The organism is Bacillus sp. AR13-1, from assembly GCF_008042285.1.
GTDB lineage: Bacteria > Bacillota > Bacilli > Bacillales > Bacillaceae_G > Bacillus_A > Bacillus_A mycoides.
In genome coordinates this window covers 18,314-39,622 of sequence record NZ_QNUA01000004.1, presented here as the reverse complement: position 1 = coordinate 39,622, position 21,309 = coordinate 18,314, and the positions used below count along the sequence as shown (strand labels likewise).

Annotated in this window: 22 protein-coding genes and 3 pseudogenes; 8 read left to right on the top strand and 17 right to left on the bottom strand. The window is 33.0% G+C overall.

Features of this window, described 5'->3' with window-relative positions:
- Positions 1 to 55: 55 nt before the first annotated feature.
- A pseudogene (locus DN408_RS01590) lies at positions 56 to 410 on the bottom strand (IS4 family transposase); the annotation flags it as partial.
- A gap of 531 nt (positions 411 to 941) precedes the next feature.
- Entirely contained in the window at positions 942 to 1,754 is an 813-nt protein-coding gene (locus DN408_RS01585; RefSeq protein ID WP_340853779.1) for an S-layer homology domain-containing protein, read from the bottom strand.
- Between the two features lie 199 nt (positions 1,755 to 1,953).
- Between DN408_RS01585 and DN408_RS01575 the strand changes: the two genes are divergently transcribed.
- The 3 genes from DN408_RS01575 (at position 1,954) to DN408_RS01565 (ending at position 3,666) form a co-directional block, all read left to right on the top strand.
- Positions 1,954 to 2,187, top strand: a complete 234-nt coding sequence (locus tag DN408_RS01575; protein WP_016127790.1) for a hypothetical protein — start codon at positions 1,954 to 1,956, stop codon at positions 2,185 to 2,187.
- A 224-nt stretch (positions 2,188 to 2,411) separates the two neighbouring features.
- Positions 2,412 to 2,657 (top strand): hypothetical protein, encoded by a 246-nt coding sequence (locus DN408_RS01570; protein WP_002169373.1) that lies wholly within the window; start codon positions 2,412 to 2,414, stop codon positions 2,655 to 2,657.
- Between the two features lie 31 nt (positions 2,658 to 2,688).
- Positions 2,689 to 3,666 (top strand): CgeB family protein, encoded by a 978-nt coding sequence (locus DN408_RS01565; RefSeq protein WP_003193071.1) that lies wholly within the window; start codon positions 2,689 to 2,691, stop codon positions 3,664 to 3,666.
- A gap of 176 nt (positions 3,667 to 3,842) precedes the next feature.
- Here DN408_RS01565 and pseI read toward each other — a convergent pair whose 3' ends face one another.
- From pseI to DN408_RS01520, 9 genes are read right to left on the bottom strand one after another with little or no spacing between them, the layout of a single operon-like run.
- Positions 3,843 to 4,892 carry a pseudaminic acid synthase gene (gene pseI, locus DN408_RS01560; protein ID WP_002169371.1) on the bottom strand — a complete coding sequence of 350 codons (1,050 nt, stop codon included), beginning with the start codon at positions 4,890 to 4,892 and terminating at the stop codon, positions 3,843 to 3,845.
- Positions 4,885 to 5,445 carry a UDP-4-amino-4,6-dideoxy-N-acetyl-beta-L-altrosamine N-acetyltransferase gene (gene pseH / locus DN408_RS01555; protein ID WP_002069616.1) on the bottom strand — a complete coding sequence of 187 codons (561 nt, stop codon included), beginning with the start codon at positions 5,443 to 5,445 and terminating at the stop codon, positions 4,885 to 4,887. Before pseH ends, pseI begins: the two co-directional genes overlap by 8 nt.
- Position 5,446: 1 nt before the next feature.
- Positions 5,447 to 6,547, bottom strand: a complete 1,101-nt coding sequence (pseG, locus tag DN408_RS01550) for a UDP-2,4-diacetamido-2,4,6-trideoxy-beta-L-altropyranose hydrolase (protein ID WP_061675967.1) — start codon at positions 6,545 to 6,547, stop codon at positions 5,447 to 5,449.
- Positions 6,548 to 6,586: 39 nt separating this feature from the next.
- Entirely contained in the window at positions 6,587 to 7,582 is a 996-nt protein-coding gene (locus DN408_RS01545; protein WP_033729003.1) for a cytidylyltransferase domain-containing protein, read from the bottom strand.
- Entirely contained in the window at positions 7,583 to 8,788 is a 1,206-nt protein-coding gene (gene pseC / locus DN408_RS01540; protein WP_078214119.1) for a UDP-4-amino-4,6-dideoxy-N-acetyl-beta-L-altrosamine transaminase, read from the bottom strand.
- Complete coding sequence (locus tag DN408_RS01535; RefSeq protein ID WP_147739940.1) at positions 8,788 to 9,750, bottom strand: dTDP-glucose 4,6-dehydratase; 963 nt, start codon at positions 9,748 to 9,750, stop codon at positions 8,788 to 8,790. The genes pseC and DN408_RS01535 overlap by 1 nt, the downstream gene beginning before the upstream one ends.
- Positions 9,747 to 10,772, bottom strand: coding sequence for an SDR family NAD(P)-dependent oxidoreductase (locus DN408_RS01530; protein ID WP_078179178.1), 1,026 nt, complete (start codon positions 10,770 to 10,772; stop codon positions 9,747 to 9,749). Before DN408_RS01530 ends, DN408_RS01535 begins: the two co-directional genes overlap by 4 nt.
- 33 nt (positions 10,773 to 10,805) lie before the next feature.
- Positions 10,806 to 12,209 (bottom strand): CDP-glycerol glycerophosphotransferase family protein, encoded by a 1,404-nt coding sequence (locus tag DN408_RS01525; RefSeq protein ID WP_078179179.1) that lies wholly within the window; start codon positions 12,207 to 12,209, stop codon positions 10,806 to 10,808.
- A 4-nt stretch (positions 12,210 to 12,213) separates the two neighbouring features.
- Positions 12,214 to 12,981 (bottom strand): glycosyltransferase family 2 protein, encoded by a 768-nt coding sequence (locus DN408_RS01520; RefSeq protein ID WP_016093944.1) that lies wholly within the window; start codon positions 12,979 to 12,981, stop codon positions 12,214 to 12,216.
- A gap of 307 nt (positions 12,982 to 13,288) precedes the next feature.
- On the opposite strand from DN408_RS01520, the gene DN408_RS01515 reads away from it, so the two are divergent.
- Entirely contained in the window at positions 13,289 to 14,578 is a 1,290-nt protein-coding gene (locus tag DN408_RS01515; protein ID WP_147739939.1) for a glycosyltransferase family 2 protein, read from the top strand.
- Between the two features lie 485 nt (positions 14,579 to 15,063).
- Here DN408_RS01515 and DN408_RS01510 read toward each other — a convergent pair.
- The 6 genes and pseudogenes from DN408_RS01510 to DN408_RS01490 all read right to left on the bottom strand — a co-directional run bounded on the left by DN408_RS01510 (position 15,064) and on the right by DN408_RS01490 (position 18,772).
- A pseudogene (locus DN408_RS01510) lies at positions 15,064 to 15,771 on the bottom strand (IS6 family transposase).
- Positions 15,772 to 15,803: 32 nt separating this feature from the next.
- Positions 15,804 to 15,968: a hypothetical protein gene (locus DN408_RS31225; protein WP_003193050.1), complete on the bottom strand. Its 165-nt coding sequence runs from the start codon at positions 15,966 to 15,968 to the stop codon at positions 15,804 to 15,806.
- Between the two features lie 117 nt (positions 15,969 to 16,085).
- Positions 16,086 to 16,319 (bottom strand): hypothetical protein, encoded by a 234-nt coding sequence (locus tag DN408_RS01505; RefSeq protein WP_003193048.1) that lies wholly within the window; start codon positions 16,317 to 16,319, stop codon positions 16,086 to 16,088.
- A 351-nt stretch (positions 16,320 to 16,670) separates the two neighbouring features.
- Positions 16,671 to 16,868 carry a hypothetical protein gene (locus DN408_RS01500; protein WP_002069589.1) on the bottom strand — a complete coding sequence of 66 codons (198 nt, stop codon included), beginning with the start codon at positions 16,866 to 16,868 and terminating at the stop codon, positions 16,671 to 16,673.
- 761 nt (positions 16,869 to 17,629) lie between these two features.
- On the bottom strand, positions 17,630 to 18,001 hold the full coding sequence (locus DN408_RS01495; RefSeq protein WP_078178788.1) for an ArpU family phage packaging/lysis transcriptional regulator: 372 nt from the start codon (positions 17,999 to 18,001) through the stop codon (positions 17,630 to 17,632).
- 138 nt (positions 18,002 to 18,139) lie between these two features.
- Positions 18,140 to 18,772, bottom strand: a complete 633-nt coding sequence (locus DN408_RS01490) for a Holliday junction resolvase RecU (RefSeq protein ID WP_078178787.1) — start codon at positions 18,770 to 18,772, stop codon at positions 18,140 to 18,142.
- Between the two features lie 101 nt (positions 18,773 to 18,873).
- Between DN408_RS01490 and DN408_RS31220 the strand changes: the two genes are divergently transcribed.
- The 4 genes and pseudogenes from DN408_RS31220 to DN408_RS31810 all read left to right on the top strand — a co-directional run bounded on the left by DN408_RS31220 (position 18,874) and on the right by DN408_RS31810 (position 21,289).
- Positions 18,874 to 19,038, top strand: coding sequence for a hypothetical protein (locus DN408_RS31220; protein ID WP_000140898.1), 165 nt, complete (start codon positions 18,874 to 18,876; stop codon positions 19,036 to 19,038).
- A gap of 415 nt (positions 19,039 to 19,453) precedes the next feature.
- Positions 19,454 to 19,669: a spore germination protein gene (locus DN408_RS01480; RefSeq protein WP_002161752.1), complete on the top strand. Its 216-nt coding sequence runs from the start codon at positions 19,454 to 19,456 to the stop codon at positions 19,667 to 19,669.
- A gap of 401 nt (positions 19,670 to 20,070) precedes the next feature.
- A pseudogene (locus DN408_RS01475) lies at positions 20,071 to 20,537 on the top strand (epimerase).
- A 626-nt stretch (positions 20,538 to 21,163) separates the two neighbouring features.
- A complete protein-coding gene (locus tag DN408_RS31810; RefSeq protein ID WP_255449018.1) occupies positions 21,164 to 21,289 on the top strand; it encodes a hypothetical protein in 126 nt (41 codons plus the stop codon).
- The last annotated feature ends 20 nt before the right edge of the window (positions 21,290 to 21,309 follow it).

Below are 21,309 nucleotides of genomic sequence, written 5' to 3'. Positions count from 1 at the left end.
AGCCTCATTTCATGATTCCAATAATTCTGGGTTTATTTTATTTTCCATACTGGCTTGCCTTTTTATATTGTATGTATTGAAGGTCTTTTAAATGAAAACAACCTAAATCTCGGATACATAAATCATTTGCTGTTACAGTTTGGGACACACAGAGAGCCGTAAGTGCGATCATGTTGTTTACCTGGACCTGTATGAATATGTAGGAACTGTCCACCTGGATAAACCGATGAAAATACATCTGGGAGTTGAAATGCAGTTGAATCTAAAATACGAGTTTGCTTGAAAACAGAAGTGTATGGAGAAGAAATCGGCATAGATGCGGCCAATTTTTTGCTTAGTAGTTCGGCTAGTAGGGGGTGTAAAAGTAGGACGGCCGCCTTATTAAACCGTTGATTCAGTCCCTCAGGACTTGATGAGTGCTTCGATTGATGCGACTTACTTTAAAAACGGACTCAAGTTCATTTAGTGAATAATTACCATCCTCCCATTCTTTCAATATGTTAAATTTATCCTCCGCAGAGTAAACTTTTTTAGACATTAACAAAACTCTCCTTCAAGCAAACAGATTTTTATTTTTTATCTGTCTACCTAAAGGAGAGCATATCAGTTTAGAAAGAATAACGTTTTCTTGGTACTTAGGGGTATTGTTGATGGGCATGTATGGTGCTCCTATCAGTATATCCAAGTTTGATAAACCATTTTTATATGTTTCAAAGTTTTTACATCAGAACCCATATTAGTTTAGCTTTTTTTGCACCTATAACTTGGACATCATCAAATAATACATTAGATGTTCCATTTGACGTTAGAATCCCAACATGAGTGTTTGCTAAATCCCTACTTGTAATAAACTTTTTTACACTCAAAATGATGAGTCAATTTCAAAACAAACTGGTACGAAGCCTATATAGGATTCGTATTAAAACCATCTTATTATAAGATTAAATAGGCTTTGGTACAAAATTTAGATTTAAGTTGATTGCTCTATATAAAAATACAGCCATTTCTGCTCTTGAAACATTCGCTCCTGAATTAAAATTTTTATTTCCTGTACCACTTGCAATCCCATTGCTATATAAAGCTTTTACATATTCATTCACCCAATGATCTTTCATATCATTGAATTCATAATTAGCTTTGATTTTCAAGTTAAATGCTTTTGTTAACACTACTGCAATTTCAGCCCTTGTCGCAGTGTTTTTTGGATTAAATGTCTTTTCCCCATTTACTGAAAAAATACCGCTCTTCGTTAAGGACAAAATTTCTTTTTTAAATGGGCTATCATTTATATCTGTAAAAGGATTATCACTTGTATCCGGCAGTGATAAAGATTTATATAAGACGGCTGCTAATTGTTCACGTGTAAGATTATCATTTGCTCCAAAGTAACCATTCCCATATCCATTTATAATTTTATTTCCTGCCATATATGATATTTGGTCATACCCCCAATGACTTTCTGGAACATCTAAAAATACATTAGGAACTTTAATGCCATTTTCATTAAAATAATACCATTTATTATCTACGTCTTTCCAATCTGTAACCATAGTACCATTTTCGTTAAAATAATATACTTGTCTCTTAATAGTTTGTAAGCCTGTTTGCATAACACCATCTTCATTAAAGTAGTATTTGTATCCATTAATAGATTGTAGGCCTTTAACCAGAGGGCCCTCTTTATCACGATAATACCAGTTTCCATCTTTTTGAAACCATTTAACCCAAGGATATTTCTCACTAACTTCTTTTATATTAAAATATTATATTTTTAAAAACAAATAACATCCAGGCTAACTAAAAAAGATAGATGTAAGTTAATATACTACTTTTACATTTTTATATAATTCTAGTTTTTTTATTAGTCCAAACATTTCATATTGTTACCACATACAATATAAAATGTTTGGATTGTATTATATTAATCAACACTTAAAGTTAGGAGGGCTTAATATGGCAGAATGCAAAGGTTTAGCTTGTTTTTTATTCTCTTCGTGGCCAACAGGAACGGTTGTTACAATTACCACTAAATCAGGACAAATTATTGGACCTGCTACTTTTTCATTGTTCTTTCCGACTATTTGTGCGGTTGTATTAGTTGAAGAAGATGTGATAACCCCCTCTTCTACCAATACCATATTCATAAGTTGTGAAGATATAGAAAGTGTTACTTTAACCACCCCTTAAGATGCTTCAGGTGGTTAAAGTTCAATCCATAGTTAAGACATTCTAATGAATGTCTTAACTATGGATAATCTAATCAAAATGCTCCAAAATGTATTATTCCATTGTATCTATCATTTCAATAAGTTGCTTTAAACTGAATTTTTTCCCTTCTAAAGGTTACTTGTCTACACATCCCTCTACATACTTTCATATGATATAGTATATTGTTTAAAGGAGGGATAAATTTGTTCTTATGTAATTTATTTCGTTGTTCAGGTGGAGTATGTAGTATTTTTAAAAATTTACAACCAGGCGAAGTCGTTACTGTGACTGGTAAATCTGGAAATATTATTGGACCTGCTATTTTTACAAATTTTAACCCTAATACTTGTATCGTCACATTAGAAGAGGAAAATTCAGTTACTCCTCCTACTACAAGTATTACTAAGATCAGTTGTAAAGAAATAGAAAGTGTTACATTTATCTCATAATATATTTTAAACCTAAAGCAGGGATTGAAATATGAAACTCTTATACATTACTTCTGGTTACTCAAAAATCTATCAATATCTAGATCAAAGCATACAGAGAACACTTATCGATCAAAATTTCGAATGGTTAGCAGTACAGCCGAGTGAATTAATAGAGCAATTGGATTTCATTACAACAACGTTTCATCCTGATATTGTTTTCACCTTATTAGGTAATCATCTACCACAAAAAGCAATTCAATATTTTAAAAAAAGGAACATTAAATTAGCTGTCTGGTTAACAGAGGACCCATTTTATATAGATACCTCTCTTCTTCTATTAAAGAACTTTGATTTTATATTTACTATTGATAGTGAAGCACTTAAATATTATTCAGGTTTAGGATATACCAATGTATACCACTTACCATTAGCAACTAATATAGATGTATTTAAGCCTGGTCTAAGAAATTCGAAATATAAAAGTGAAATATTGTTCATTGGATATCCTTATCCAACCCGAGTAAAATTGATGCAGTTTCTTTTGGAAAAAACCCCTTATCACTATACCGTTATTGGTCAACACTGGAGAAATAAGTTAATTAAAAAATGGAAAAATCACCGGAGAATTAAAATTATAGAAGAATGGATTCCACCTCAAGAAGTTGCACTCTATTATAATAACGCTAGTCTTATATTAAACCCTCATCGTAGTCATCTATTTTCACAGAATAAAAATAAAAATAAAGTAAAAAATAATACCATTAATAATCGTACGTTTGATATTGCAGCTTGCCAAGGCTTTCAAATTATTGAAGAAAAATCTGACCTTTCATCTTTCTTCAATAAAGATGAAATTATATCCTATAATAGCTTTGAGGACTGTTTAAATAAAGTATCTTTTCATTTGAATGATACGATTTCGAAAAGATTAATGGTCGAAAAAATTCATACAAAAGTTATTACACAGCATACTTTTCATGAGAGAATCCATTTTATTACGACTATTTTACAATCACAACTTTATTAGGTTATTAAATTAAAAATATCTTTTTTCTATAATCATTCTGAATAAATTAAAATGCCTTTTCATTAAATTGAAAAGGCATTTTAATTTATTCAACGAATTCCTAGTTTTATCTAATTGTTCATTAAAGGCATTTTAATTTATTCAACGAATTCCTAGTAGTATCTAATTGTACCCTATCAAATAAGATCCCACGAAACAGGCGTTCCTTTTTCAATGTCCTTATTCGCTTTCTTTCCGATAATTTTGGATAGGTGTTTTGGTAATAAGCCATTACCTGGTCTAATAGCTTTAATATTTTCTATCGTGAAAGCCTCTCCCGCTTTTATGTTTTCTACAACATATAATGACCTTCTAAATTTTAAAGAATCTTTTTCTAAATCAGTAGGGCCATAATATACTTTCCCCAAAGATTCCCATGCTTTTTCAGTTTCGCTTACTAATAATTTAAATTCAGCAGGTTCCATTGAAAAATCAGCGTCAACTCCTCCATCCGATCTCGAAAGCGTTAAATGCTTCTCTATTACTGTGGCTCCCAAGGCGACACTCGCTACAGATACTCCTACACCAAGTGTATGATCAGACAAACCTACTTCACATTTAAATAACTCCTTCATATGAGGTATCGTAGCTATATTTGTAGATTTCGGAGATGCAGGATACGTACTTGTACATTTTAATAGAATTAATTCTTTACATCCCTCTTCTCTCGCAGCTCTTACTGTTTCATCTAATTCAGCAATAGAAGCCATACCTGTCGAAATGATTATTGGTTTTCCTGTCGTTGCTACTTTACGTATGAGGGGAATATCAGTATTTTCAAAAGATGCGATTTTATAACAAGAAACATTCAATGATTCTAGAAAATCTACAGCAGTTTCATCAAATGGAGTACTAAATGGTATCATTCCTAATTCTATACAGCGATCAAAAATGGGTTTATGCCACTCCCATGGTGTATATGCTTCTTTATATAAATGATAAAGTGTTTTACCTTTCCATAAGCTTTTCGTATCCTGAATTAAAAAATCACCATTTTCTATATTTAAAGTCATTGTATCTGGTGTATATGTTTGAATTTTAAATCCTTGTGCTCCAGCCTCTGCTGCTGCCTCTACAATTTGCAAGGCTCTATCTAATGATTGATTATGATTCCCTGACATTTCTGCAATAATAAATGGTGGCGAGCTATTGCCAATCTCTCTACCCCCGATATATAAATTACTCATATTTTTCACCTTCAATTTCTGTTTTTATAGCTTCTTTCCTTTCCATCCATTGTTCATAAAAAAGGGTCATTGTAATAACGTCGATAAATTCATTATCCCTGAAAATATGGTTCACATATCTTCCATCTTCCTGGAAGCCGAGTTTCTGATGAAAGTTTAAACTAATACGATTTGATTCTAATATTTCTGCACATACTTTTTGTATGCCATTTGTTTCAAAAATATAGTCTAATGCTACTATACCTAATACAGTTCCAGCACGCCTTACACTCTGTTTGTCTCCTATATAAAATCCCCAATTACAAGTTCGATCTATTTTATTTATTTTTGTAAAATTAACAAATCCAATTGGCTTTTCTTTATATATTAGTAATCTTGCAATCATTGTTTCATCATATTTTAGTTTTTCAAACCATTTATAGTGTTCGTCTATTGTTATTTTATGATCTTCGTACATAACAGAACGAATTTCTTCTGTATTCCTCCACTTTAAAATAAGATTTAAATCTTTCTTTTCTATACATTTCAAATGGAATTTTTCAATGTTTAACATACTATCCTCCTAAAATAATTTTTGTTATTTCATCCGAATTACTGGCACACTTTATGGCAAGAGCTTTATTAGACATTTCTCTCACTTTATCTGAATCTGTTAAAAGTTTGTTTAGACATTTCGTAATGGTTTCATCTGAAACACTTTCAGCTGTACCGATATTCCATGTAGCTCCGGCCTCCGCAACAGCTTTGGTTACTTCTATTTGATTTTGTGCAGTTGTAATTGTTATAGAAGGTAATCCAAGAAAACAGCGCTCCCATGTTGTTGTGCCCCCAGCTCCTATCCCTAAATCCGCTCGTATCATAAACTCTTCAATATTCTCTATTTGACAATAAAATGAAGCGTTTGAAATGCTCTTGCAATAATTTTGAATATCTTTCTTATGAGGATTTTGGCTTCCTACCACTACATCTATTTTTAAAGTATCACTATTAATATTTTGTATAGCTCTTAACGTTTTTAATGTCTCATTCGTTACATCGTGCCCACCAAAAAATATAAAAATATGTTCAACCGCACCCGTTCTTTTTTGTAAAAATTTCTTAGCAGAATGGAACTCTGGCCGTAATATGGCATATTTAGGTCCTAATTTTATTAAAGAGTGCTCTGGTATTAATTCTTTATAGCGTTCATTAAGACTCTCGTATAGATTTTGATCTAATAACAATTCACAATCATGTACTCGATCTGCAAGATCATCGATTACCATAATCTTTTTTACAGTTTTTCTTAAAGCAGTTTCCCACTTTTCATCTAATCCATAATGATCAACAATTAACCAATCAAAATTGGGAAGTTGCGACAAAATATCATTGGTCTGTCGTGCATCAACAAACCAATGACATTTTAGCCAATCCAAATAACTCCCGTGTACTGTACTTAAGAAATTCGTATTTTCACCATCTGCATCTAACAAAAATACATGAAATCCCTTATTTAAAATATATTGCTGCAAATCACCTTGCAGCTTACGACAAATGAAATAAACTTGAGCACCTTTATTCCGTAACTCATGGGCCAGTGTTAAGCAACGCATAATATGACCGGTACCTATTTCAATAGATGCGTCGGCGCGAAAGGCAATTTTTTTCTCAAGCAAGTTACTCCCTCCTCACTAAAAGCACTACAATTTATTAATTTATAATTTCGTTTCTCTATTTAACTCATCCACTAATGATTGTTGATTTGCCCATTTCAATTTCACATGACTATTGATTTGAATAAGTTCAGGATTTCGAAGGATATAATCTTTTATTTGATGAAAAAATAAAGGTTTAGATTTTACATTCAGACTTTTATAAAGTTCATTGAACATATCTAAATCTGGTTGTTCATCTAATGTTAACCTCCAAGTAGGGTAACAAAATGGCGGAGGGAGTTTTACTATATTGACCCGGAATAAATGTGGATTATTAATAAAATAAAACGGAAGGTATTCTGCATAGGTTAAAGTTTTTGGGGTTTGTAGCAAACGTTCAATTGCTTCTAATGTGAAAATATCGCCTGCTGTTCCGACAGGTAACGTACTTAGCTGTGCTTGTGTATAATCTGCTCCACTTTTCAAATGTTGCTCTAGTAAATAATTATTGATTTCTGGTGATACAACTGGGCAATCTCCTGTAATCCGCATAACAATGTTTGCTTTTTCTTGTTTTGCAGCTTGGAGTATGCGATCTGCGGTATTTTCTGGATCACCTCTGAAAATTTTAACCTTCCCACCTAGATCAAATTTTTCTAAAGGATCATCTTGTGCTACATCTGAAGTAGCAAGTATGACTTGGTGTCCCCCAGGAATAGCTAATGCATTTATAAGACAGCGTTCAATAGAAGGGATTCCATGTATTGGCAATATTGCTTTTAACGGCAACCTAGTAGATTTTAATCTACAAAGTACAATAATTACTACTTTAGGAGGTTCAATAACCTCTTTCGTTAATGGAGTTCCTGCTTGCAAATTATATAAAGCTACTTGAGGTAATAATTCCTCGAACTGAAGCTGGTTCATTGCATTTTCAACGATACCTAGTTCCATATCAACTTTATTAACTGTAATGATTTCTCCTTTTTTTATATCAACTTTTGTTACTGCTCTTAACAACTTTTTGTTTCGCAATTCTAATAACACCCCTTTCATTTAATGTTTAGCAACTCTATAAAACGAAAGAACTTTTCTTACTGCTTTTATTACATCCCCTACATCACCTTTTGTCATTTTAGGAAATAGAGGAAGTGTAATAATTTCCTCATATAAATTTTCGGCTTGTGGACAAAGGCCTTTTCTATAACCCAAATTTTGATAAAACGGTTGTAAATGTACTGGTATATAGTGCACATTCACACCAATATTTTCTTTTTGTAATGCCTCATAAATTTCTTTTCGATTACCCTTTAATAATTTAGTATTTAACCGAATGATATAAAGGTGCCAACTTGAGTGGGTTTGGGGCAATTGCTTTGGTATGATGATTTCAGGTAAACTATTAAATTCTTTATTATAAATGTCTACATATTTCTTTCTAATCTTAATAAAAGAATCTAATTTACTTAACTGTGATAAGCCAAGAGCAGCCTGTATATCAGTCATCCTGTAGTTGTAACCCAAAAATTGCATTTCATAATACCAAGGCCCATGATTATCAAGAAGTTTTTGAGGATTCCTTTCAATTCCATGTGTACGAAATTGAACAAGCTTTTCATAAAGCAAAGTATTATTTGTAGTAATTACTCCACCCTCTCCTGTTGTAATATGTTTCACAGGATGAAAGCTAAACATTGTCATATCACCAATTGAACCAATCTTTTGGTTTTTATAAGTGGCTCCTAATGCATGTGCTGCATCTTCAATGATAATCAAGTTATTCTCATTTGCTATTTTTTTTATTTTATCTAATTCTACAGGCTGCCCAGTAAAGTGTACGGGAATAATAGCCTTTGTTTTGTTTGTAATCTTTTCCTCTATAGACTTAGTACTGATATTGTATGTTTCATAATCTATATCAGCGAAAACTGGCTTTCCACCCTGGTATAAAATACAATTTGCACTTGCTACAAATGTCATTGAGGTTGTAATTACTTCGTCTCCCTCTTTGATTCCAGCTGCATAGCAGGCAGCATGCAAAGCAGCTGTACCACTTGAAAAAGAAACAGCGTAATTTGCCCCAACGTATTTTGCTATAGCCTCCTCAAACTGTTGAATCGTTGGTCCTGTCGTTAAAAAGTCTCCTTTTAATATATCTATAACTGCCTGAATATCATGGTCATCAATTTGTTGTTGACCATAAGGCAAATATGTTCCTCTAACAGGATTTCCCCCATGTATACCGAGAATTTCCCTGGCCATTATTCTTTCTCCTTAGGGTTAATTTTTAAAGATTTAATCCACTCTTCTGTTTTAATAACTCCATCTTCTAAAGAAACTTTCGGTTCCCAATTTAATAATGTTTTTGCTTTTTCATAGTTACATAATAATTTTTGAATTTCACTTTGTGGATGGATATGAGTTACATGTTGAATACTTACTTTATTTCCCGAAATCAATTCTGCTAATTTATTAATTGATATATCTTGTCCTGTTCCTGCGTTGATAATATGACCATTTGCTTTAGAAGAATAGCCTGCTTTCACAACGAAATCTGCACAATCTTCAACGTATAAAAGGTCTCTTGTTTGTTCCCCATCTCCATAAATATTTACTGGTATTTTATCTAATTTATTATTTATAAAAATGGCAACGACCCCACCTTCACCTCCAGTTTTCTGGAATGGTCCGTACGTATTAAATGGACGAATTACCACAACTGGAAGCTTATAAGCATAATAGTAAGATAGAACCATATTTTCAGCAGCTATTTTTGATCCAGCATATGGAGAAGCTGGTTTAATGGGGTCTAATTCTGATATTCCTTGTGTATTAGTAGCTTTATCATATACCATACAAGTACTCATAAAGACCATTTTGACATTATGCTTATGACATTGTTCTAACAAATTAAAAGTACCTATTGTATCATTTTCAAAAGTCGTTCTAGCATCATCTATACTATCTTGAACATTAATACTTGCTGCTAAATGATAACAAAGGTCAAATGAATGATCTTTAAATAATTGGTCCACCAATTTTTTATCTTTAATATCTCCTTGTATACATTGCTTCAAGTTTAAATCATGAACGAACTCGATAATATTTGCTGTAGTTGAATTCGCTAAATTGTCTAATATCCATACTTCATGCTTATCTTGCAATAATCGATTTACAACCCACCTACCAATAAATCCTGCACCACCAGTTACTAATATTTTCATAGTTTCTCCCCTCCTGTTAGTAATTGCTGGTTTATAATCAAATTTCTAAGTTCTTCTTTTGAAATCGCATCTTGATGATCTGAGCGATAAAATCCTGGCTTCGCTCTATTGGCATTTTCATATTGAGCACCTTTTTTTAGTGGACTTGGTAGGATAAACATATCCGGTAATTCAAAAGCCTGTAAAGATTCATCATGTGTCATAAGTTCTTCATACATTTTTTCACCAGGTTTTAATCCAATTTCTTCAATCTTAATACTGTCTTTGGACAAACTATACAACTTTGTAACTTCCTCTATCATCACTTCACTTAAATCTTTTAATGAAATAACTGGCATTTTCAATATGAAAGTTTCACCGCCCTTTGCTATTTTCATTGCTTCAATGGTTAACATCGTTGCTTGTTTCAGTGTCATCATAAATCTGCTCATACTAAGATCAGTTACAGTTATTTTGTGATTTTCTTTAATTTGATTTTCAAATAAGGGAATTACAGAACCTCTCGATCCCATAACATTTCCGAAACGTACACTTGCAAATATTGTTTCACTAGATCCTTTTGAATATTCCGCTGATGTTATCAATCTTTCAGCTGTTAGTTTTGTTGCACCGTAATTATTTGTTGGTGAAATTGCTTTATCAGAGCTTGTGAAAATCACCTTTTTTACTTTCTGGGCAATTGCTGCTTTTATTACATTTTGTGTTCCAAAAATGTTGGTCAATACCGCTTCAAACGGATTATATTCACAAAATGAAACATGCTTCATCGCCGCAACATGGAACACATAATCAATATTTTCCATTGCGCTATATAGGCGATCATAATTTCGAATATCCCCAATTAAATAGCGAATATTTTGATTTTCACCCCTAAATTCTTCTTGTAATAAAAATTGATTATATTCACTTCTACTAAAAATTCTTATAACTTTTGGCTTTCCCTCTAAAACATTAGAAAGAATGCTTTTTCCAATTGTTCCTGTTCCACCAATAATTAAAACGTTTTTATTTTTAAAAAACATAGATATGAATACCTCCTCTTTTTAAAATAATGTTTATCCTTGTGCGCTTTGAATTAAGCCTTGCAACTTTTTGGTGCTTACTTCTTGTGGATAATTTTCACTAATAAATTGTTGTCTTAATTCTTTTGCTAGACTTGACTGCAAAGAATCGTTTAGGACCTTTTCAATCGTGCTCACCATATCTTCAATAGAGTGATTTACAAGCCAATCTAATTTATCATAATACTTATAATCTCTATCCTCTAATAACGATTTATAAACAACTACAGGTATATCTAATAACATTGCCTCTAACCCAACTGTTGAATTAGAAATAACCACAAGATTCGCATGTAAAACAACATCATACATGTTCACTTCATTTGTTATATATTTAACATTAGGATATACGTTACTTAACCGAACATATTCTCCCACTAGGTTACGCCCTTTTTCCCAAGGATGAGGCTTTATAATAACTGTGATATTTTTGCATTTAACTAATTCTTCTGTCAATTCGATATAAAATGAAGTTTTAAATGGCTGGGTTGCAATAAAAACTACTTTTGTAGAGGGGTCTATTTTTAATTGTTTAAAAAGATTCTTTTTATCCATATATACCCTATCGAAGATATCATCATATCTGGGATGCCCTATAACCTCAATTTGAGATTCACTGACCCCTTTTTGAAGGTACCAATCTCGTTCATATCTTCCGTATACAACCTGTTTTGTAGCGAAAACTGGAAAGTATGCTTCTTCACCCATTATCGCACCATGCTGAAGACAATAACTCGGTATCCCTTCACTTTTAGATAGAAAAGTAAGAGCTCTGCTTGCTATATCCTCCGTTGTGCCAACAATCACACCAGAAATAACTTGTTCTTTAAATATGAAATATGCCATATTAAGTTTCTCAATCATAATAGGGAGGTCGCTGAGTAATTTTTTTTGAAAAAACATGTTTGAAAATAGTGGATGTTTATTAAACTTTGAATAGATTTTTTTAGCCTTTTCGATGAAAACATGTGCAGTATTAGGGGCTTTATTTATATAATCTGGTGCACAAATTGTAGGAAGACCATAAAGTTCTGTCTTTTTTGATCTAGTTAATATCTTTGTATGATTTGGATTAAAGTGAGTAAAATTACTTACTGAAAAACGGAGATAATCTGAATTCAGGAGAATCACTCCATTTTGATTTATTCTTTTTATCTTTGATTGAAATGAAGACATTCTTTTTTCAAACTCTAACTGCAACTGTGTTTCCTCTATAGGTTCAATTGACAGTTGTTTATAAAAATCTTTTTCTTTCATTTTATTTTTTACATCTTCGTCCAAATATTGATAGAAATTACTCAGTAATGGTAAAGGAACATTATAATGCTTTAATTCAGAAAAAACATTTATATATTCTAGATTTAATAACCAGTAATTTTTCAAATAGATGTCACTCAATATTTCACCCTCTTTTTTTTCTTAAGTCTTCTCTTAATTCTTTACATGTTCTTTGTGATGGTAATAATTGTACAAATTCATTTTTTTCTTCCGCAAATAACTGCGCATGTATTGAATGTGAAGTTATATAATTGATATCTAAAATTTCATCTAAAGGATAAAAATCCCAATAATGATTTAATCTCCAAAAAAAGCGTGCATCTCCTATACGATAAAACTGAGGATCTTCATCCCAGTAAGTACTCCACCTTTTTTCAAGAATCGGCAAAACAGATGCTCTATGCATTATAGAACAATGATCAATTGCGCATGGCGCATTATTAGTGACTTTTTTTGCAGGCCTTTCAACAGTTTTGATAGGTAAATCTGATTCATCTAGATGGATCGTTTTTGATGCAGAATATACAATTTGAACATCTTTATTCTCATCAAGATAACTAGACATCATTTTAAGTCGCTCTTTTTCGTATTGATTATCATCTGTAATATAAGTAATATACTCCCCTTTTGCATGTTTAAGTGCCTCGTTAATTAAAGCAGCATATCTGACTTTTTTTGTTCGTTCAGAAATATGGGCTACATTACTTTTATAAAAGTGTACATTTTTCTTGTTTATGAATGGTTGAATCACTTTCTGAGTCAGTTCGTTAGAATCATCATCCATAATAAAAAGTTCAAAATCTTGGAAAGTTTGGTTTAATACACTTAATATCGATTTTTCTACAAATGTGGGCTTATTATAACTCGTCATAATAACTGTAATTTTAGGCAAATATTACTCTCCTCCTTATCATTAAATAAAAAATAGTTACGTTATTATATAAAGAGAAAGGACGAACCGTTCCGATAATTTTAAAAAAGATTTATATATGTAATAAAATGATAAAGTAGCTATTTTATTTGCCCATGCATCTTTTTTATAATCCGCTATAGTCTATACCATATCTATGAACAAGTAATAAACTATTTAAGTACAAAAAAGAAAATATCAATAGTTAGAAACAACTAACTCCAAAGATTCAATTAATATTCACCTGAAAATATTAAGCTATCCAAAATTCTCACAAGAGGTGACAACTTTGAAACCCCTAATTTCAATTATCCTCACTAGCTATAATAAACCTTCTTTAATTAATCAAGTTATTGAAAGTGTTCAGATGCAAACTTTTAAAGAATGGGAACTTTTTATTATGGATGATAACTCTTATCCAGATACTATAAATATCATAAAAAAGTATTTAGATGACCCTCGAATTTATTATAAGAATAGTTTTATACAAGGTAATGAAAGATATAAAACCACAAGATATGCAACGCTCATTAATGAGGCGCTTCCATTAACATGCGGAGATTATATTTGCTATTTAACCGATGATACTATGTACGTTCCAAATAGATTAGCTGAAATGTTATCTTTCTTACAAAAAAATCCTGAAATAGATGTGGTGTATTCTTCTCAGCACGTAAAATGTGTTGATTATAATCTACAACCTACTCATGAATATGTAAGAAAAGCCTTGGGAATTTTATATACAGCTGCAAATGTTGTGGATCACTGTTCAGTTATGCATACAAGAAGAATTTTATTAATGGTTTATCAAAAATACAGTAATTATTGGGAGACCGATCCTCTATATTGGTTTAACGGAGATGCAATGTTTTGGAAACGTCTAAATACATTCCAACCTTTCTATCCTATTAACAAAGTGCTCGATATTACTTTCAAAACACCTTTTTCCTTCCAAAATCTATATGCCAACCTCCCATCTAAAGATTTAAATGGTATATTGCTTAGAAATTCACAAGGTGACGTATTTTTAGTTGATGATTATAAACGTAGGCCCATATCAAAAGAAATGCTTTCTTACTTCAAATATAATCAAAATCAAATTGTCCCAATACCTGAACCATTTATTTACAAATACACAGAAGGACCACCTATATCTCTTACAGAACCCATTCCAAATTTACGTGTTGTAAAAAATGAAAAAGGAGAATTATTTTATATAGAAAATAATCAAAAACGTCCATTTATTAACACTACAGCATTTCGCAAGTTTAAATTTTCAGCTCAAGAAATTATTAAAGTTTCGCAACGTAGTTTAGATGAATTTTCAGATGGACCACCTATTTACCCGAAATTATCTAATTACACGATTCTACCTGAAGGGAAAGTATTTATCTATCATCACAATTATTTCATTATGACAGATCGCATGCTTCACCCAATAGATAAAGACATGTTACAAAAACTGTATCTATTAAAGAACTGTATACCGATTTCAAAAACTAGCTTATCCTACTTTAAAATTGGTCCTCCTATTTCATCATATCCATCTCACTTAGCTGAAGAGTACCAAGAAGACTGACAAACGAGATTGTGCCAAGAAGGACTATCCCCATGCCCATCAACTTAAGAAAAGTAAGCACCCCAAAACAAAAAAATGAGCTGTTTTCTCAAAATATCTACCTGTAGAGAAAGAAAGTTTTCATTTAGGGGGTACTTCAAAACCTTAGCTTGCTAGTAGGGGTCACCATCTATCAATATTAGTAATGCAGATAACATCATCCTATCGAATAATAAGAAATATATATAATGCCATACTTCATCATTATTGCATGCTTGTTTCTTTCATCTTTCACAACAAATTCTATATGATAATAGGTGCACTTCTTCTCTTCATGAAGTTTTGATGTACCATTATGACTCTCTCAATTCTGTCAAAACAGTCACTTCTTTTTTTTATTTTTTCTTTCTCAAATAGTTCTGATTTTCCCATTGATTCTTTTAGGTTCTGGTGCAAAAATAAAGTAAAAGAGAATAAAGCATATATATTCCTAACGTAATCGTATCTTATGCTACAAGTCCAAACAATTGATGGACGAATTCTTTCTGATTTTGGATAGACTGGTTCCGTAAATTAATCTGTTCTTTTTTAATCATATGCATGGTTTATACTCCAGAAAGAATGGATATAGCTGTGTCAAAAGATTTGAGCCCTAGCATAGAACGGATACGCTTCTTTATAAAGCGATGATCTTGTTCTACTATATTATTCAAGTACTTTTGTTGTCTAAGTTGCATACCATCAGGTATGCTTTTTTCTTTTTTCAACAGTTCAATTTCTATTGGATAAGCCGGATTCTTATCGACTGTTATCACACGTGGCTTTGATACATGAAAAGACCGCACAGCTTTCTTGAAAAAGCGCTTTGCAGCCTTTCGGTCTCTTGTTTTGCTTAGACAAAAATCGATTGTGTTTCCTTTCGAATCAACAGCACGGTACAGGTACATCCATTGCCCTTTAACTTATATATATGTTTCATCAACTCTCCAAGAGTCATTGGTTTGCTTAAGGTGACGACGAATTCGTTTGTCTAATTCCGGGCCATACTGATGAACCCAACGCATAATCGTGGTATGAGAAATAGATAAGCCCCGTTCCTTCATCATTTCCACCAAATCACGAAAACTGAGGTTATACCGTAGGTACCATCTTACCGTTAACAAAATTATATCAGGCTGATAATGCTTCCATTTGAACAAATTTTCCTTTTTCATACTGATCACACACCTTTTCTAGAGTAGTAATATCAGTATGTCCAAGTTTTATAGATTTTTTGCACCAGAACCAGCCAACCCGTTCCTAATCCAAGTGAAAATACTGGAATCCCTATAGGAAGTAGTGCTTTGAAAAACTCCCACTTGTAGTACCAAATAATCTCTAAAACATCCTTAAAACTTGTTGGACCCCACATTCCCCTCACCCCTTATCATCCCCTTAACAACAAACAAGACGGCAGCGCCTACGATAATTGCTATTGGTTTAATCACTACTTCACCAACAATCCTAATTCACGTAGGATTCCTGAGAACTAATAACCATACGCAAAACCTACAATACAAATTCCTGGATTGTATCTATGTTCTAAATCTTCATTGTACGTTTTCTTATAATAAGCTAGTTTAGAATCAATGTTATGTTTGTCGTTAATAATTACTTCATCGCTAGGAAATCCATCCATTTCAATCTGAACAGCTACATACTCTGCTTCTTCATTTACAGCTTCATTAAAACACTTTTCTAATTCCTCTAATGTTACACCCACCATTAACCTTCTATTTAAATGTACATTTTGCTCAATAAAAAAGAGCACCCACGTCAGTAGATGCTAAAATATGTGAATGAACTTCTCGATGAGCATTGAATAGGATATAAGCGGTTAACTTGTCCTACACTATACTATATGATTTCTTTATCAAAATAGTTCATCAAAAAGGCACCTTATCCAGGTGCCCTTTCGTGAACATAGAGGTAACACTAAAACGCAGCAATAAACTTGATGATATCGTGGGTCAATATCATTCTATGCTCGATATTCCCTAATATGCTTAATGGTTAATGTGTAATTTCTATATAACAAAGAAAAAAGCACCCGTTTTGGATGCTTTTTTTGTATTTAATCCTTCTTCTCTTTTACCACTAAAGAGAATACATTGTCCAAATTAACCATACGATCTCCAAATCTGAAGAATCTAGCTTCTCTTGCTTGTATAGAATTTTCTATAGCAGCAACTGTTACTGTCTTTTTATACTCAATTTCAAATTCGTGTTGTTTACCATCGACTGCTTCTATGCTTATTATAAATTTTTTCATTTACTTATTCCCCACCTCTCCCAATCTATCTATTCGACAGAAAAGAAGAATATCCTACAAAACAAAAAGCCCTCACCGAAGTGACAGCTCCTGAAGGGGAAGAGAGAGAACAAATGGCAATAAGTATCTCTTCAAGCCTCTGCTATTCTAGATACTCTCAGTCTTCTCGTTTATACTCCGTAGAGTCGGCTACTTAATGTCATTTTCGCCAATGTCGAATTATAAAAGATTTATATCCAGACGCATATGTTTCTTCCTACGCCTTGTTTGAACCAACACATAAAACTGAGGGGAATGTTCAGCTGTATTGGCTCAAACAAAGAGCGGAAGCTCTCTGCTCGGTTAATCGTTTAAGAAGAACAGCCTGACTTATATCGGTAATTGTCGGTAGCAATTACTAATATAATTTAGACTTTCCTTCTTTTATGACATGCAGTTCATTCAATCAAACCATCATATCCAATTGGTGCCGATCTAGTTTTAACATAGAAATCAAGAAATCCACATGACAGGCGTGGTTTTACTACCTATGAGCCTACAAACGAAAGGTGGAACGCTTATACACTCAATAAGAAGTAAAATATAAATAATTTCGGGAAGCTCTTATCCCCTCTAGCCTCCGCGTCACCGAGTAACGTTATTATAATGGGAACGCTATCCCCAAAACGTATTCTCTTTTCAAAGAACTGTTTATAGGAATAGCTTATAATTTCTGGCATTTTATTTAGTCCCCAAAAAAGTTCGCCTTTTGTTCGCGTTTTTTAGATACTCCCTAATGCTGTAGCAATCAGTTTCACTGCACTTTGCTTCTTCTCATAGAAGTAAGTCTTCTTGAGTAGTAGGTCATGATAAACATCTGAATCTTTTACTCTTTCATTCGTTAAGAACTTCATTGTAATAATGTCTCTTTCTTCCTTATCTAAGATATGCTCCAAAGTCTTCTCCATCTGTTTTACCTTTAATTCGCTTATTCTTCTTGAATTTCGTATCTCTGGAAACAAACTGATTCCTTCTTGCTCCACGTCATTGCTGAATCGCATCTTGAGTGCTCTGTATTCCTTTAATACGCTTACTACTTCCTTCTGTACTTTCTTATCATCGATATCCGGTAACAAAATCAATTGTCTCTCCAAGTCGGAATCCCCCTATTTCAAATTTTGGTTTTTACATTCACATCAGATACGTGAAATTTTACTATCTAACTACTGAATAAGAGAACATCGCGCATTAACATAGCCCCACCACACTATTGCAAGTTGTTCCGCTATCCATTAAGCCTTTAGCAATTTACGTTTCTTGTTGTTCATCTTTTCTTTTGCTGCTTCAATGTTATTCGCTATCCTTGTATGGTCATAATCAATTTGGATCATGCCCTCTAACATCGCTGGAATTATTCCTTGTTCATCGATGTATTGCAAGTAATCAACTGGCGCTCGTTCTGTCTGATCCACTAAGTATCCATAAATATCAAAGTCTGCTCTCGGTATAGACTTCTTACCTTTTGGTTGCTGTGACATTCTTATATAACATCGAATCGCTGATAGTGGTACCACGAATACTGACTTGTCCTTGCTAAATTCAATAAGGAAGAAACAAACCGCTCCCATCTTCTCTGCTTTCTCCAGGTAATCCAACTGATGCTGCACAATGTTCTTTAAATCAAATCGTGTAGCATTCTCTGTGGACTTCGCTTCAAACGCAATAGCTCGTCCCTTATAAACGCCATCATAGTCCACTGTACTTTTAGCTTCATAGAATCCATTTAATACACGGCCACCTTTACTTTTTAACACCTTCACAGGAGTTGGACGCTTGTTTATAAGCGCCACTCCCCCTCTTTGATACATTTCATTCGCTAGATTAATAAGCATTTCATATGCCATTCCACGGTTTCCTAGTCCCATTGTTATTCCTCGCTTTCTATTCAAAGGATTATTTTATTAAGTTTCTACAAAATGGTAATTATTATATAATTAAACTATTAAAATCTTAGGTGGTGATGCAAATGACTGAAACAATCCGAATTGCTCTTTTCACTCTTGTAGGAATAAGTGCCATATTTTCTGTAATTAAAGAATTTCAAAAACCAGAAAAAAGAAAGTTTTGGATTACATTCGAAACTTTAATTCTAATCGGGGCAGCCTGGATGTTAATAGGGCTTCTCATGTAACCTACATAATTAGTAAATCCCCTGAATAAAACTCAATATTCCGTCAATACTGTAGATGACATTAGATTTTTCTCCTTGTTCCCCCTTGGAGATGAGCAGTTAGTTTTTGCTAACTGCTCTTTTATTTATGACAAAGATATGATTCTTTAGAATGATTCTTCTTTATTTCTCAATATAAGGAGCCTTGGATTTTCGTTAACAATCCTGTAATATATGAACAAAGAGTAAGGTAAGAGTTACTCTTTGCCATTTTAGGAAAGGTTCTGTTGGAGACAACAGGACCTTTTTTCGTAAAAGGATTATTTTGTTATGTTTTCTAACAAACTTCATTTCAAAATTTTCAGATCCAGATGAACCTCTAGACGCATACACCATATAATAATTTAAATACTTCTTAATAAAGCAGGTGAAAACTATGCCATCTGTTGTTGGAAATCTGGTTGTACAAAATAGTAACGGTTCTTTCAACTTAGGCGATTTTTACAACGTTTCTCCAAAGGAAAATACGAAGGCTTATAATGGTTCAGGATCATCCAATGTTGCTTTTGTTGCCAATACCTTTAGCGGTGTTAGTGCAACAAACACATACGATTCTGATGTTGCAGACCAAAACCAAGTTGGGACAGTCTAGAATTGTTCATTTTCCTCTTCCTCCCCTGAATAAAACTCAATATTCCGTCAATAATATAGATAGGCGATAGCCAGAACTCATTTAATGAAGTCCCTAACCTTTCTCCTTTCCCCCTTGGAGAACCAGCCGAGCAGTTAGCTTTTGCTAGCTGCTTTTTTACAAATACTAATTAATTTATCCAAGCACATTTTGAAAAATCCCGTATGATTTGGTGTATCCTTTCTTTTAAGTGAATGAACTCGTAACGAGAGCACTTTATTAAGTGCTCTTTTCGTGTTTCAAATACATACAAAATGAATTTTTTGTTTAAAACCATCCTTATTTTTAGCTATAGTCTTACTAACACTTTTGTGTTAAAATCCTCTAGAATATTGATCTTTATATTATTTTTTGGAGGATTTATGAATAATCAAAACAACAATGGAACAAACAACATCAGTAGACTATTGGCAATTTTTCTAATAGTATCACCACTATTAATACCTATTGTGCTCCCTACAGCTATAATTGTAGGAATAAACAATGGATGCCTGATGACGTTGAATATCCAAGTATAATATCACTATTGACATTATGTATTGGATTTTTCATAGTAGGAATCATCTTCTCTTTAGTATTACGAGTATTCAAATTATCTGAGGAAAAGCTAAAAGAATTAGGTTTCTTAGGGTTTACAATTTCAATTGTTAGTACCTTCCTGACGATGTATGTCGGATATTTTTGGCTAGCTAATCTTAATTTTACAACTGTGAAATTAACACCTCATGCTGTATTGATTTTTGCTATTTTATCTACGGTTCTTCTAGAGGCTATCTTTAAATTAATCGATAAATTTGATACCTCCGATGAAAGAGAATCAATAAATTAAAATTCAGCACTCCTTATCCAAGAGCACATACTCAAATGTGCTCTCTTTTATTTACTTATTAAAATAGCGTTTTCATTCAATTCCCTTCCTTTACTCCTCACGCTTTGCCAAAATATAATCTCATTTATCTTTCAACTTATTATGGTAAGTGTCCACACTGCTTTGTTGGACAAGCATAAAATATATTAAATCTAATTAGAAAGTAGGTACAATTATAAAAAACCTTTGCACGCTTACGATCAAGCTCACTTCATTTAACGGGACAACACTGTCTGGTGTCACTAAAGAAGGCATCGGACTGTCAGCAAATGTAACAGCCTGGACGATCTATCATTCTGCGAATCTCAGTCAATATTCCCCCACCGATCCAATCCGTCCCCTAGTTGTGAGCTATAACGCAGCCGTCATATCAGGTAGAAGAGCCGCTATCTTGAATGCCGTGATTGTACTCGCGAACGCTGGGGCAAGCGCGCAGATCCGACTGGGACCCTGCGACAATACTCTAGTGGCATTCTTTCGTCCTGTTCCTTCAATAATATAAATCAAATATCCGTCACAGGTGGATACCTTCATAACTGCCGACCGTGACGGGTACGGAGCTGTTAAAGTAAATATTCCTCTAATTTATGATTAGTAACTTAGCCTTAGATTTATCGTTATGCCCAGCTCTGCAGAAGTTACGTATACATATCAAGATACAGTTAATATTTCAAATGTTGGCTGGTTCTGGTGCAAAGATTGCATCTATTTGAAAGAGGCATATAGATTCCTA